We start from the raw sequence: 13227 nt of genomic DNA on the forward strand, positions 1-13227 counted from the left end.
TCAATCTGAGCCATGATCAAACTCTTCAATTAAAAGTTTTTTGCTGCCGAAACAGCTGCTCAGTTTACTGACTAAATAAATTGACTATATAGTCACTCAACTGAAGATTTATTCGTATCATGCGATACATCTTCAACGAGTGCCCACACAGATGATTGATTGCTAATTGTTAAAGAGCGTGCTTCGACTTCGAAGCGGGAGGCGTATCTTACACTTCCCAGATTTTAAGTCAAGCAGAGAAATTTACTATTTAAATAAACTACTCTGCTCAACCTACTTACCTCACTTGCGATTTCGAGGCTTTCACCCCAACCTCGCTGCGAGGCGGCCATTTTAGTCAGTTTTTAATTCGTGTCAAGCGTCTTTTTATCGACTATTTTTCACTTTTCAAACTCACCCGGCGTTTCGCGTTTCGCTTCACCCCGTCGGCATGGCGCGCATTATAGGTCGTTTTAAAACTCGCGCAAGACTAAATTTGAGAAAAGTTACACTTTTGCGATCGTTCGGGTGAAATTTCAACGAAAGGTGTTTTTTATACACAAATGTCGCATAATTCCGCAGCAGATGAGGAGTTTAAGATGTCGATACGTTCATATAAAGGTGTGAGTCCGGCACTGGGTGCCAATGTTTATGTTGATGAATCAGCAGTTTTAGCCGGCGATATCGTCTTAGGAGATGATGTCAGCATTTGGCCTCTGGTTGCGGCGCGCGGTGATGTGAACTTTATCCGGATTGGCGCCCGTTCCAATATACAGGATGGCACTGTATTACACGTGTCGCGCCCGAGTAGTAAGAATGCTGATGGTTCACCACTGATTATTGGCGACGATGTCACGGTGGGTCATAAATGTATGTTACATGGCTGCCGTCTCGGCAATCGTATTCTGGTCGGCATGGGCGCTATCGTGATGGACGATGCTATTGTGGAAGATGATGTAATTATTGGCGCCGGCAGTTTAGTCCCCCCAGGCAAACGTTTGGAAAGCGGCTACTTATATGTAGGCAGCCCAGTCAAACAAGCAAGGCCACTCAATGATGCAGAGCGGGCTTTTTTGTCAGCATCGGCGCAAAACTATGTCGTGTTGAAAAACGAGTATCTGGCGGAAACGAACTAAGTAACTACTTCTATATAGTGGCGAGATCAAAAAGCCACTATCACTATATAGAAGCAAAGATTAGACTCTGTGTTTTCAGACTGAACCATCCAGCCACAGGTTGCCATCCGGGTCGAGCTGTTCGCGCTTTAACGCCAGTTCGATCTCATCTTCCCAAAAGAAAGCGTCTTCCCGGACTTGCACTAACCAGGCTGCTGCCGTCCAGCCTTCCGGCATGCGGATAAACACCGTATTGCGCAACCCGCCTTGCAGTACAGAGCAGCGGACAGCCATGCACGTTTCGTCAAACTGATAGTCATGGTTAAAGATCAGTTGTTGGTTCATCCGCGCAACAGCTCCCGTAACTTCAACAATACCGGTTCAACTTCTGGTTGCACACCACGCCAGATAGTAAAACTCTCTGCGGCCTGCGATACCAGCATGCCTAAACCGTCCGCAGTTTGTGGCACCCCTTGTTGATGGCACCACTGTAAAAACGGCGTAGGTTCGGCGCCATACAACATGTCATAGGCCAACTGGCAATATTCGAGATGTTGTTCATGTAATGGCGGGCGTTCTCCCTGTAAACCACTCGACGTCGCATTGATCAGTAAATGCCAGCGCTCTTTCGGCACTTCGGCATAACTGCCGGCACTGACGCGCGAGTCAAACAGTTGTGCGATTTGCTGCGCTTTGGGCACGGTCCGGTTAGCCAAATGAATACGTGCAGCCCCTGCATCAAGCAATGGCTGAATCACGCCGCGACTAGCGCCACCGGCCCCTAGCAGCAACACATTAGCCCCTTCCAGCAACACATCCTGGCGCAGTAAATCGGCTACTAAACCTGCACCATCCGTGTTATCGCCACATAAGCGTTGTTGCTCATCCAGATATAAAGTATTCACTGCACCAGCCAGTTGAGCCCGCTTACTCAGCACCTGCGCTAAAGCAAAAGCCTGCTCTTTAAATGGCACAGTGACGTTGCCCCCACGCCCCCCCTCTGCAACAAAGTGCAGCCAGCTGTCGGCAAAGCCATCGAGCGGTGCTAAAATCGCCTCATACGTTAGAACCTGACCGGTTTGTTCGGCAAACCAGCGATGGATCAGCGGAGATTTGGAATGTCCTATCGGATGACCAAAGACGGCATATCGATCCACAACGAAGCTCCCATCATGCTAAAGAAGTTAATTCAAATGTTGTCGCCAAAAAATCCTGCACACCCGACACCGCAACAAACACCGTATCAACTGATCGGTGGTGAAGACGCGACCCGCCGTCTGGCGAACCGCTTTTACGATATCATGGCCACAGCGCCGGAAGCGGCCGAACTCTATGCGATTCATCCACTGCCACTGGATACCATCCGACAAAAGTTCTTTGAGTTTTTGTCGGGTTGGCTTGGCGGCCCCGGTTTGTTTGAACAAAAATATGGTCACCCCAGACTGCGGATGCGCCATATGCCTTTTACTGTCAATCCGACGCTGCGCGACCAGTGGATGTTCTGTATGAACCAGGCGCTGGCTGAAATAGTGGCAGATCCGGTCCTGCGCGGTGGCTTAAGCGAAGCCTTAGGCCAATTGGCGAGCCACATGATCAATCGGGATGAACAGGGCCAGCCACGTTAAACACCCTTAACGACTGATACCGAGCCAGTCCTGTGGCTGCAGATAGCGCTGATACAACAGCGCCTCTGCAGAACCTTCTGCTGGTACAAAACCATATTCCCAGCGCACCAGCGGTGGCATCGACATCAGGATCGATTCAGTCCGACCACCGCTTTGCAAACCAAATAAGGTGCCGCGGTCAAAAACCAGATTAAATTCGACATAACGGCCACGGCGGTATAGCTGGAATTGACGCTGTACATCGGTAAAGGGCGTCTGCTTACGCCGCTCGACAATCGGCTGATAGGCGGTGATAAAGGCTTCGCCGACAGCTCGCATAAACGCGAAACTACGCTCAAATCCCCACTGATTTAAATCATCAAAAAACAAACCGCCGACACCACGGGTTTCACCCCGGTGTTTCAGATAAAAGTATTCATCACACCAGGCTTTGTATTTCGGATATACATCCGCACCAAAAGGCGCGCAGCAATCAAATGCGACCTGGTGCCAGTGCCGCACATCTTCTTCGAATGGATAAAACGGCGTCAGATCAAAACCGCCACCAAACCACCAGACTGGATCTTCACCGTCTTTCTCAGCTATAAAAAACCGCACGTTGGCGTGGCTGGTAGGTACATAAGGATTATTCGGGTGAATGACCAGCGACACGCCCATGGCTTCAAAGCGCCGACCAGCCAGTTCAGGCCGGTGCGCCGTCGCCGAAGCAGGCATTTTGTCACCAAAGACATGGGAGAAATTCACGCCAGCTTGCTCAAACACCGCGCCTTTGGTCAAAACCCGGCTGCGTCCGCCACCACCTTCAGCGCGGTCCCAGCTGTCTTCGACAAAACCAGCAGCGCCATCGGAGGCTGTCAGTGCCGCGCAAATCTGCTCTTGCAGCTGCAGTAAAAAAGCTTTGACGGCATGTTTATCAACAGACATATCGGCTCCCGTTTGGTGCCTCCGGCAGAAGACACTGGTGAAAAATTTTCCTGGCAACGGCCAGATGGCTATAATAGCGCCCTATTATGCCAGCACCTGGCGGTTTTGAGGAAACAGCAATGAAAGTCGGTATCATTATGGGCTCCAAATCCGATTGGCCTACCATGAAAAACGCAGCAGACATGTTAGATAAATTCGGCATCGTTTATGAAACCACTGTTGTTTCTGCGCATCGCACCCCGCACTTACTGGCTGAGTATGCCGGTAACGCCGCCAGCCGCGGTTTAAAGGTGATTATTGCCGGTGCCGGCGGCGCCGCTCACCTGCCGGGAATGGCTGCAGCCTTCACTTCATTGCCGGTACTGGGCGTACCGGTTCAATCCAAAGCGTTAAAAGGTATTGATTCATTATTGTCTATCGTGCAAATGCCAAAAGGTGTTGCAGTTGGCACCCTGGCGATTGGTGATGCCGGTGCGGCAAACGCTGGTTTATTAGCTGCACAGATTCTGGCGACCAGTGATGACAGCCTGCTGGCAAAAATTGACGCATTTCGCAAAGAACAAACCGACTCCGTGCTGGCGCACCCGAACCCAGCCGAGGAAGCATGATGAACGTATTAGTCATGGGCGCCGGACAACTAGCACGGATGATGGCACTGGCTGGCGCGCCGCTGAACCTGCACGTCACAGCGTATGATGTGAATTCTGCCAAAGTACAACATCCGGTGACCGGTGAAATCTATCCACTCACTCTGGAACAGGCAGTGGCTGCTGCAGACGTGGTGACCTCAGAATTTGAACATATCCCCTATCCGGTGCAAGCCGTGTGTGAAGCCAGCGGGAAATTCAAACCCAACAGCACCGCCATTAAAGCCGGTGGTGACCGTCGTCAGGAAAAAGCCTTGCTGGATGCAGCTGGCGTCGCCAACGCAGGCTACCGTATTGTGCAGACTGAAACTGAGTTCATGCTGGCTATTAATGAACTGGGTTTACCACTGGTATTAAAAAGTGCGTTGGCTGGTTACGATGGCAAAGGGCAATGGCGGTTAAAGCACCTTGAGGATGCCGCTTTAATCTGGGCCGACATCGCAGCGTTTATGGCAGGTGCCGATCACAGCTTGCCGCAAGCCATTGTTGCTGAACAGTTTGTCAGGTTTGACCGCGAAGTCAGTTTGGTCGGTGCACGTAATGAACATGGCGACACAGTGGTATATCCGCTGACTGAAAACCACCACGTCAATGGTGTACTGTCAGTATCACTGGCACTGCCATCTGAGGCTGCTCTGCAACAACAAGCCAAACAAATGTTCGACGCTGTTGCTCGTCAGCTGCAATACGTTGGCGTGCTCGCGCTGGAGTTTTTTCAGGTCGGTGATCAGTTACTGGTCAATGAAATTGCCCCCCGGGTCCATAACTCAGGACACTGGACGCAACAAGGTGCTGACACCTGCCAGTTCGAAAACCATCTGCGCGCTGTCTGTGGCCTGCCACTTGGCAGTACTGCACTGGTGCGGCCAACGGTGATGGTAAACATTCTCGGCGAAGACGCTGTTAATCCGGCGATCCTTAGCCTGCCATCCTGCCATCTTCACTGGTACGGCAAAACCAAAAGAGCTGGCCGTAAGATGGGGCATATCAACATTTGTGGAGCAACTGCAAAGGAATTGTCAGAGCGCTTTAGCACCTTAAGTGCATTGCTGCCTGAAAGCAGTTTTCCGGAAGTGGCAGAAATGGCCACCAAACTGCGCGAACGCGCTAAATAGCTCACAGAACAAAGGCCCATGCGGGCCTTTTCTTTTGCCATTAGGGTTGCTGTACCGTCTGGCATTTACGACTGGCGCAAATCAACTTGACGCCATTTGCCCCTGGTTTCTCCGCCAGCAAATTAAAACCACAACTCTGGCAAGTACCGGCTACAGGCTTGAAATTCAACACAAAATCGCATTTCGGATATTGATTGCAGCCATAAAAGGTTTTGCCGTATTTGCTGGTACGTTCGACCAGTTGACCAATCTGACATTGCGGGCATTGCACGTCGTCTACTATCACCGGTTCTTCATGCACGATGAAATGACACTCCGGAAAATTACTGCATCCGATAAACATGCCGTAGCGACCATTTTTGACCGCAAGCGCCGAACCGCAACTCGGGCATGGCGTGTCGTCCAGTAATTTAACGACGGTACTTTCGTGTGGGTGCAGGTTCTGAATATAACTGCAGGCGGGATAATTGCTACAACCCAAAAACGGGCCATGCTTGCCGGATTTCATCACCAACTCGTGCTGGCATAAAGGACAAAGCTGTTTGTGTTCGGGAATGGCAAATAAAGGTTGGTCGGACATACGTCAGCCCATTTGGTACGGGTTAGTCATTATCGCACAGACCCACGTGAAAAAAGTAACGCCGGCTAAACCGGCGTGACTACGACTGTCCAATAACGCTTTTTCTGGCCTAATGTAGCAACCCAGTAGGTTCTTCAAAAATCAGATCTTCCATCTGGGCATAAGCCGATTCATGCCCGGGGGCATTAAACAGCACCATCAACACCACCCATTTCAGATCTTCCAGGCTGACTTCTGCGCTATCCAAATCCATTACGCGGTCCAACACCATTTCCCGGGTTGGCAAATCCAACACATTGATTTGTTCCAGGAAAAGCAAAAACCCCCGACATTCAGCATCAAGCTTTTGCAGCTCTTGCGGCGTATAAACCCGCACTGCCGTCGACGTGGTTTTGGTTAGATAAGGTTTAACATGACTTTCTTGCAGCTGGGATAAATTTTCCAGCCAGCGCAGGGCTTTGAAGATGTCATCATCGTGAAATCCGGCTTTGACCAGTTCTTTGGTCAAATCGGCCTGGTTGACGTAAATTTCCGATTCGTTGTGGATGTAATTCTCAAACAGGTAGACGAGGATATCAAACATGACTAGGCCCCCTCACTCGAATGTAGCCACCAGGTACGGCTGCCACTGCACCACTTAATTCAAGCTGTTGCAGGGCAATGGTTACGTCGGCTACCGGCATTGCTGCGCGATCTGCAATCAGGTCTATTGCAGTTGCCTCATCTCCTACGTTAGCTAACAAGCTATCGTCGGACAAGTGCGGCAAACAACTATTTTTTTCAACCGAGCTGCGGATTAAACCGGCAACAAGCTGAGGTGCCAACTCTTCTACGATATCGGCGACCGAACGGGTTAGTTTAGCGCCCTGCTGAATGAGCTCGTGACAACCAGCTGCTTGCGGATTACGGATCGATCCTGGGATGGCAAACACTTCACGATTGTAGTCGGCAGCATAATGCGCACTAATCAGCGAGCCGCTTTTTTCCGCAGCCTCAACCACTAAAGTACCAAGGCTTAAGCCCACCACAATCCGGTTACGGATTGGGAAAAACTCCGGTTTTGCGTGCTGTTGCGGCATAAACTCTGACAGCACAGCGCCATGCTCAGTGATTTGCTGATGTAATGCCTGATGCTGTGGCGGATAAACATAACATAAGCCATGTCCCATCACAGCGATGGTCTGCCCTTGCACGCGCAAGGCGCCCTGATGCGCTGCACCATCGATGCCACGCGCCAGACCGCTGGTGATCACAAAGCCAAGCGCTGCCAACTCAGCGGCAAACTCAAGCGCCAGCTGTCGTCCGGCGGGCGTCGGTCTACGACTGCCGACTATAGCGATTTGCGGTTTACCCAGCACAGTCGCATCGCCATGACCGAACAATCCCAACGGCGGATGTTTGATTTGATTTAATAAAGGCGGATAACGCGGGTCGGTATAAGGCATAAACCAGTGGTTGGGGCTGGCTTCAAGCCAACGTCGCGCCGCATCAGCTTTGTTCTGCGATTGTTGCAGATGCAAGCTCTGCGCGCCGGAAAGACCCAGTTGCTGCAACTGAAATGTGGATGCCTGACACAGCTCGGCGATTGATATGGCCGGACTGAGCGTCGCCAGTTTGCTGACATCCAGCCCCGGCACCGCCATCAGTCGCAGCCAGCAGTTGAGACCGTCCATGATCTCCCCCTATTGGCCTACCCGTCACATTGGCAGCTGCGATGCCGCAATGGCCTCGGGTGAAAGATTACAGGTCGCCGATAATGTCGCCGACCCGGATTGGTTTTTTCGTTCCTGTGACGATAGCAAAGCTGGTGCGTTCTGCCACTTTAAACACCATCAGCTCACCGATTTGCTCTTTTGGCATCTCGATGCGGTCACCGTCAAGACCACCCATAAGCTTTTGATATTTCGATGCATCTGACATATAAACAGGTCCACGGCTCGAATCAACCACTGTGGGTGACTGACGCGAAATCGAAAACATATAACCCGCTTTTAATCCATCCTGCTGGCCTCTATTCAACACGACAATATCCCAGCTGGAAAACTCCCGCAGATCTGAAGTGGTGTCGATAATAGTTCCGGATAAAGGCTGCTCTGGTTTTCGCATCATAAAAAACGCTGGCAGGCTTTGCCCGTCCGCAGCAGGAATTAAGCGGTCACCTTGGCGGATTTCTTGTTTCACATCCAGCACAGCCACCGACGCGGGCTGATCGACTTCAGCGCCGCCGGCACGGAATGCGCGGGCCGTACCAACCAGAATAGTTTCATATCCGAGGATCTCTTCGGTCTGTGGGTCGATATAGGCTTTCCCTTTGCGATAAATGCCGTATGCCGCGTCTTGTTGCAATTGACCACGCACATACAGAATGTGTCCCTGGCTGGCATTTTTCACGTGATCATCCGCACCTAGTACATAAGGCAGGCCGTCAATCTGTTCCGCCGACAACGACTGCTCATAGGTCAGAAATGGCCGAATCATCATCAGCGGGATAGTCGTGATTGCTTTGGTGTTTTTTAACGATTTACGGGCCTGTGGCGATAATTTCCGAATGCCCTGAGTGGCGGTACCATCAGCCGCTGCCGGTGACACTTTGATAGCGTTACCATTAACCGACAATATCGGCCGGCCATCCTGATCATAACTCAGACTCAACACGTCACCGGGATAAATCAGGTGTGGATTTTCCACCTGAGGATTGAGCTTCCACAGCTGTGGCCACAGCCAGGGTTGTTGCAGATATAAACCAGAAATGTCCCACAAAGTATCCCCTTGTTTGACAGTGTAACTCTTGGGAGCATCAGGCTTTATAGCGAGAATATCTGCTGAGACAGATGTCGTCAGACAGAACAACAGGGCGGCGATTGAGCTTGTTATTGTTTTGAGCATGCCAGTTTCCTTCGGCCCGGAACTGCAGTAATTATTGCACAGAATGCATAGGAAGCTGTTATTACAGCGATTTAATGGCTAAAATTGAACCATAACACAGATATATTCACAAAGCATAATTTTGTAGGTGCCATGGCTGTTCTAACCGTTTTACATTATCCCGACGAGCGTCTGCGGACGATTGCCAAACCTGTTGCGGCAGTAACCGCAGAAACCCGCCAGTTAGTTGCTGATATGCTGGAGACCATGTATGCCGAAAACGGCATTGGTCTGGCAGCCACGCAAGTCAACGTGCATCAGCGTGTGGTGGTGATCGACCTGTCTGAAGATCGCAACCAGCCTCAGGTATTTATCAACCCGGAAATTACTGAAAAGAGCGGTGACACCACCTATGAAGAAGGTTGTCTGTCAGTACCGCAAAACTACGCCAATGTTGAACGGGCGGCTGAAATCACGTTAAAAGCACAGGACACCGACGGCAACTGGTTTGAAGTCAAAGCAGACGGCCTGCTGGCTATTTGTTTGCAACACGAGCTGGACCACCTGGTCGGTAAACTGTTTATCGACTATCTGTCGCCGTTAAAACGCGATCGCATTAAGAAAAAGCTGGAAAAACAAGCCCGCGCCGCTAAAGCCTGACAGGAATCTCCGTGACCACACCGCTTCGTATTATTTTCGCCGGCACGCCGGATTTCGCTGCCCGCCATCTGCAGGCCCTGCTCGATTCTGATCACAAGGTCATTGCAGTCTATACCCAACCGGACCGTCCGGCTGGGCGTGGCCAGCAGTTACAGGCCAGCCCGGTCAAGCAGCTTGCCCTGACTCACAACATTCCGGTGTTCCAGCCGAAGTCACTGAAAAAGGCACCGGCGCAGCAACAACTTGCCGCGCTTGATGCTGACCTGATGGTCGTGGTTGCCTATGGCCTGATCCTACCGCAAGTGGTGCTCGATACGCCAAAATTGGGCTGTATCAATGTGCATGGCTCATTGCTGCCGCGCTGGCGCGGTGCGGCCCCAATCCAAAGAGCGCTGTGGGCCGGCGACGCAAAAACCGGCGTTACAATTATGCAAATGGATGCAGGTCTCGATACCGGCGCCATGTTAAGCATCGCAACGATGCCCATTGAAGCCACCGACACCAGCGCCACATTGTATGAAAAGCTGGCCGTCGTCGGGCCAGAAGCGCTGGTCGCAGCGCTGCAAGACCTCCCTGCGTTACAGGCGAAAGCCGAACCGCAACAAGACAGCGCCGCCAACTACGCCGAAAAACTCAGCAAAGAAGAAGCGCAGCTCGATTTTCGCAAAACTGCCGTCGCACTTGAACGTGAGATCCGCGCGTTTAATCCATGGCCAGTCAGTTATTTACAGCTGGCGACACAACAGCTGAAAGTCTGGCAAGCCCGGACTGAAGCGGGTACAGCGCAACCAGGTCAGGTGGTACGAGTCGACAAAAAAGGTATCGCCATTGGCACTGCCGACGGCCTGCTGGTGATTGAGCAGCTGCAGCCGCCGGGTAAAAAAGCCATGGCGGTGGTGGACTTCCTGAATGGTCGCGCCGACTGGTTCCAGGTTGGTCAACAACTGCAAGCTACACCGGAACAGCCACAATGAGCGCAAACTTACGCGCGACCGCCGCCACCCTGTGTTATCAGGTGGTTGATCAAGGCAAATCGTTATCCGACGTCTTACCCAAAGCTCAGCTGTTATTCAACAATCCAGCCGACAAAGCCCTGCTGCAGGAAATGTGTTTTGGCCTGATGCGCCAGCTGCCACAACTCGATTTTGTTTGTCAGCAACTAATGAGCAAACCGCTGGTCAAGCAGCTGCGTCCATTGCAGTTTCTGATTTATCTCGGCATTTATCAGCTGAAGTTCTTACGTATTCCGGACCATGCCGCCGTTGGTGAAACCGTTGAAGCCGCGCGGTACTTAAAAGGTCAGTCGATGACCAAGCTGATCAATGGCGTATTGCGTTCAGTCCAGCGTCAGCCGGAATTGTTTGAATTCGCCGACGCGCCGCTCTCTGTACAAACCAATCATCCATCCTGGCTGGTACAGGCGCTGCAACAAGCCTATCCCCAGCAATGGCTGGAGATTATCGCCGCTAACCAACAAAAAGCGCCGCTGTGGCTGCGGGTGAATACCAAACGCTGCTCAGTCGAGAAATTCACCGCAGATTTAACGGCGATGGAGATTGGCTTTAGTCAGCCAGTCCCGGAGATGCCGCAGGCGATCCTGCTCGACAAGGCGTGTGACGTCACTATATTGCCCGGTTATGTCTGGGGCTTTTTTGCCGTGCAGGATTTAGCTGCACAGTATGCGGCGAAGTTTCTGGCACCGGAAAATGGTGAATTCATTCTCGACGCCTGCTGCGCACCGGGCGGTAAAACTGGTCACCTGCTGGAATTGGCACCGGAAGCGCGCGTTCTGGCGCTGGATAAAGATCCGGCCCGACTGGTGCGGGTGCGGGAAAATCTGGCGCGGCTAGGCCATGAAGCGGTGATTAAAGCCGCCGATGCTGCCGAACCCGGCCAATGGTGGGATGGTCAGCTGTTTGACCGCATTTTGCTGGACGTGCCTTGCTCGGCTACCGGCGTGATTCGTCGCCACCCGGATATCCGTTGGCTGCGGAAAAAACCAGATATCGCTGCGCTGGCGTTGTTACAGCAACAAATTCTGGCGGCGGTCTGGCCAACGCTGAAACCCGGTGGTGTGTTACTGTACGCAACCTGTAGTGTGTTACCTGACGAAAATCAGCTGCAGGTACAACGCTTTCTTGATGCGCAGCCGGATGCACAAGCCATCCCGCTCAGCGCCAGCCATACCGCCAGTGAATGGCAGTTATTTCCGGGCCAAGCGCAGGCCGATGGCTTCTTCTACGCCAAATTGCAGAAAAAGGCGATTGCATGAAAATCATTATCTTAGGTGCAGGTCAGGTCGGTGCGACGCTGGCAGAGAATCTGGTCGGTGAAGAAAACGACATCACTGTCGTCGATATCAATGCCGAGAAACTACGAGCACTGCAGGACAAATTTGACTTGCAGGTGGTGCATGGCCACAGTGCACACCCGGATATTCTGAAAAAAGCCGGCGCCGAAGATGCCGATATGATTATCGCGGTCACGAACAGCGACGAAGTAAATATCGTCGCCTGTCAGGTTGCCTACAGCATTTTTAATACACCAACCAAAGTGGCGCGTATTCGTACCAACCAATACATCAAATACCGCGACAAGCTGTTTAACAAAGACGATTTACCGGTCGACCACTTTATTGCGCCGGAAACCTTAGTTACCGACTATATCCGCCGGCTGATCGACTACCCTGGCGCACTGCAAGTAGTTGAATTTGCTGGTGGTAAAGTTAGTCTGGTCGCAGTCAAAGCTTATTATGGTGGCTTGCTGGTCGGCCATGCCCTGTCGACGCTAAAAGAGCACATGCCGCATATTGATGCCCGGGTCGCGACCATTTACCGGCGCGGTCATGCCATTAAACCCATTGGCACCACGATCATCGAAGCCGATGATGAAGTGTTTTTTGTCGCCGCGACTAAACATATCCGCGCCGTGATGAGCGAACTGCAGAAGCTGGAAAACAGCTACCGCCGTATCATGATCGCCGGCGGCGGTAACGTCGGTTATGGCCTCGCCAAGGCGCTGGAGAAAACGCATAGCGTTAAGCTGATCGAACGCAGTAAAGAGCGGGCCGAATATTTATCCAGTGCGCTGGAAAACACCGTGGTTTACGCCGGCGACGCTTCAGATCCGGAGCTGTTACAAGAAGAAAGTATCGACGAAGTAGATGTGTTCCTTGCCGTGACCAACGACGACGAAGCCAACATCATGTCGGCGATGCTGGCTAAACGGATGGGCGCGCAAAAAACCATGGTGCTGATTAAACGCAGCGCTTATGTTGACCTGCTGCAGGGCGGCGAAATCGATATCGCGGTGTCACCACAACAAGCGACCATATCGGCATTGCTGACCCACGTGCGGCGCGGCGACATCGTCAATGTCTACTCACTGCGCCGTGGCGCGGCTGAAGCGATCGAAGCCATTGCGCACGGTGACAGCACGACTTCCAAAGTGGTCGGCCAAACCATCGGCAAAGTGAAACTGCCACCGGGCTGCACCATCGGCGCCATCGTGCGCGGCGAGGAGGTGCTGATCGCACACGACAATATCGTCATCGCAACCGACGACCATGTGATTTTGTTCCTGGTCGACAAAAAACACATCGGTGAAGTGGAACGGCTGTTCCAGGTCAGCGCGTTTTTCCTTTGAACCAAGGCCGTTTGCAGTTGTTGGCAGCCAACGGCCAGTTCGGCTCTCTTCGCTTGACAGTGATTAGCCAAG

Annotated in this window: 15 protein-coding genes; 8 read left to right on the forward strand and 7 right to left on the reverse strand. The window is 52.1% G+C overall.

Features of this window, described 5'->3' with window-relative positions:
* Window positions 1-578 precede the first annotated feature (578 nt).
* Window positions 579-1115, forward strand: a complete 537-nt coding sequence (locus ACFFJP_RS14930) for a gamma carbonic anhydrase family protein (protein ID WP_377245745.1) — start codon at window positions 579-581, stop codon at window positions 1113-1115.
* Window positions 1116-1190: 75 nt separating this feature from the next.
* Here ACFFJP_RS14930 and ACFFJP_RS14935 read toward each other — a convergent pair whose 3' ends face one another.
* Window positions 1191-1439 carry a DUF1488 domain-containing protein gene (locus ACFFJP_RS14935; RefSeq protein WP_377245748.1) on the reverse strand — a complete coding sequence of 83 codons (249 nt, stop codon included), beginning with the start codon at window positions 1437-1439 and terminating at the stop codon, window positions 1191-1193.
* On the reverse strand, window positions 1436-2251 hold the full coding sequence (gene aroE / locus ACFFJP_RS14940; RefSeq protein WP_377245751.1) for a shikimate dehydrogenase: 816 nt from the start codon (window positions 2249-2251) through the stop codon (window positions 1436-1438). The genes ACFFJP_RS14935 and aroE overlap by 4 nt, the downstream gene beginning before the upstream one ends.
* Window positions 2252-2266: 15 nt before the next feature.
* Here aroE and ACFFJP_RS14945 point away from each other — a divergent pair, with 15 nt between their 5' ends.
* Window positions 2267-2719: a group II truncated hemoglobin gene (locus ACFFJP_RS14945; protein WP_377245754.1), complete on the forward strand. Its 453-nt coding sequence runs from the start codon at window positions 2267-2269 to the stop codon at window positions 2717-2719.
* Window positions 2720-2725: 6 nt separating this feature from the next.
* Here the strand turns inward: ACFFJP_RS14945 and hemF are convergent, their stop codons facing one another.
* Window positions 2726-3643: an oxygen-dependent coproporphyrinogen oxidase gene (gene hemF, locus ACFFJP_RS14950; RefSeq protein WP_377245757.1), complete on the reverse strand. Its 918-nt coding sequence runs from the start codon at window positions 3641-3643 to the stop codon at window positions 2726-2728.
* A gap of 119 nt (window positions 3644-3762) precedes the next feature.
* Here hemF and purE point away from each other — a divergent pair, with 119 nt between their 5' ends.
* A complete protein-coding gene (purE, locus tag ACFFJP_RS14955) occupies window positions 3763-4251 on the forward strand; it encodes a 5-(carboxyamino)imidazole ribonucleotide mutase (RefSeq protein WP_377245760.1) in 489 nt (162 codons plus the stop codon).
* Complete coding sequence (locus ACFFJP_RS14960) at window positions 4251-5405, forward strand: 5-(carboxyamino)imidazole ribonucleotide synthase (protein ID WP_377245763.1); 1155 nt, start codon at window positions 4251-4253, stop codon at window positions 5403-5405. Before purE ends, ACFFJP_RS14960 begins: the two co-directional genes overlap by 1 nt.
* 40 nt (window positions 5406-5445) lie before the next feature.
* On the opposite strand, the gene ACFFJP_RS14965 is transcribed toward ACFFJP_RS14960, so the two are convergent.
* The 4 genes from ACFFJP_RS14965 to ACFFJP_RS14980 all read right to left on the reverse strand — a co-directional run bounded on the left by ACFFJP_RS14965 (window position 5446) and on the right by ACFFJP_RS14980 (window position 8871).
* Window positions 5446-5985 (reverse strand): DNA topoisomerase family protein, encoded by a 540-nt coding sequence (locus ACFFJP_RS14965; RefSeq protein ID WP_377245766.1) that lies wholly within the window; start codon window positions 5983-5985, stop codon window positions 5446-5448.
* Between the two features lie 109 nt (window positions 5986-6094).
* Window positions 6095-6568 (reverse strand): DUF494 family protein, encoded by a 474-nt coding sequence (locus ACFFJP_RS14970; protein ID WP_377245769.1) that lies wholly within the window; start codon window positions 6566-6568, stop codon window positions 6095-6097.
* Window positions 6561-7658, reverse strand: coding sequence for a DNA-processing protein DprA (gene dprA, locus ACFFJP_RS14975; protein WP_377245772.1), 1098 nt, complete (start codon window positions 7656-7658; stop codon window positions 6561-6563). Before dprA ends, ACFFJP_RS14970 begins: the two co-directional genes overlap by 8 nt.
* A gap of 67 nt (window positions 7659-7725) precedes the next feature.
* Window positions 7726-8871 (reverse strand): LysM peptidoglycan-binding domain-containing protein, encoded by a 1146-nt coding sequence (locus tag ACFFJP_RS14980; RefSeq protein ID WP_377245775.1) that lies wholly within the window; start codon window positions 8869-8871, stop codon window positions 7726-7728.
* 132 nt (window positions 8872-9003) lie between these two features.
* On the opposite strand from ACFFJP_RS14980, the gene def reads away from it, so the two are divergent.
* Genes def through trkA form a run of 4 tightly spaced genes read left to right on the forward strand, consistent with a single transcriptional unit; the run spans window position 9004 to window position 13155 of the window.
* Complete coding sequence (gene def / locus ACFFJP_RS14985; RefSeq protein WP_377245778.1) at window positions 9004-9510, forward strand: peptide deformylase; 507 nt, start codon at window positions 9004-9006, stop codon at window positions 9508-9510.
* 11 nt (window positions 9511-9521) lie between these two features.
* Window positions 9522-10484, forward strand: coding sequence for a methionyl-tRNA formyltransferase (gene fmt / locus ACFFJP_RS14990; RefSeq protein WP_377245781.1), 963 nt, complete (start codon window positions 9522-9524; stop codon window positions 10482-10484).
* Window positions 10481-11782, forward strand: coding sequence for a 16S rRNA (cytosine(967)-C(5))-methyltransferase RsmB (gene rsmB / locus ACFFJP_RS14995; protein ID WP_377245784.1), 1302 nt, complete (start codon window positions 10481-10483; stop codon window positions 11780-11782). The genes fmt and rsmB overlap by 4 nt, the downstream gene beginning before the upstream one ends.
* Window positions 11779-13155 carry a Trk system potassium transporter TrkA gene (gene trkA, locus ACFFJP_RS15000; RefSeq protein ID WP_208932509.1) on the forward strand — a complete coding sequence of 459 codons (1377 nt, stop codon included), beginning with the start codon at window positions 11779-11781 and terminating at the stop codon, window positions 13153-13155. The genes rsmB and trkA overlap by 4 nt, the downstream gene beginning before the upstream one ends.
* Window positions 13156-13227: the final 72 nt, after the last annotated feature.

The organism is Rheinheimera tilapiae, from assembly GCF_042432165.1.
GTDB classification, from domain to species: Bacteria; Pseudomonadota; Gammaproteobacteria; order Enterobacterales; family Alteromonadaceae; genus Pararheinheimera; species Pararheinheimera tilapiae.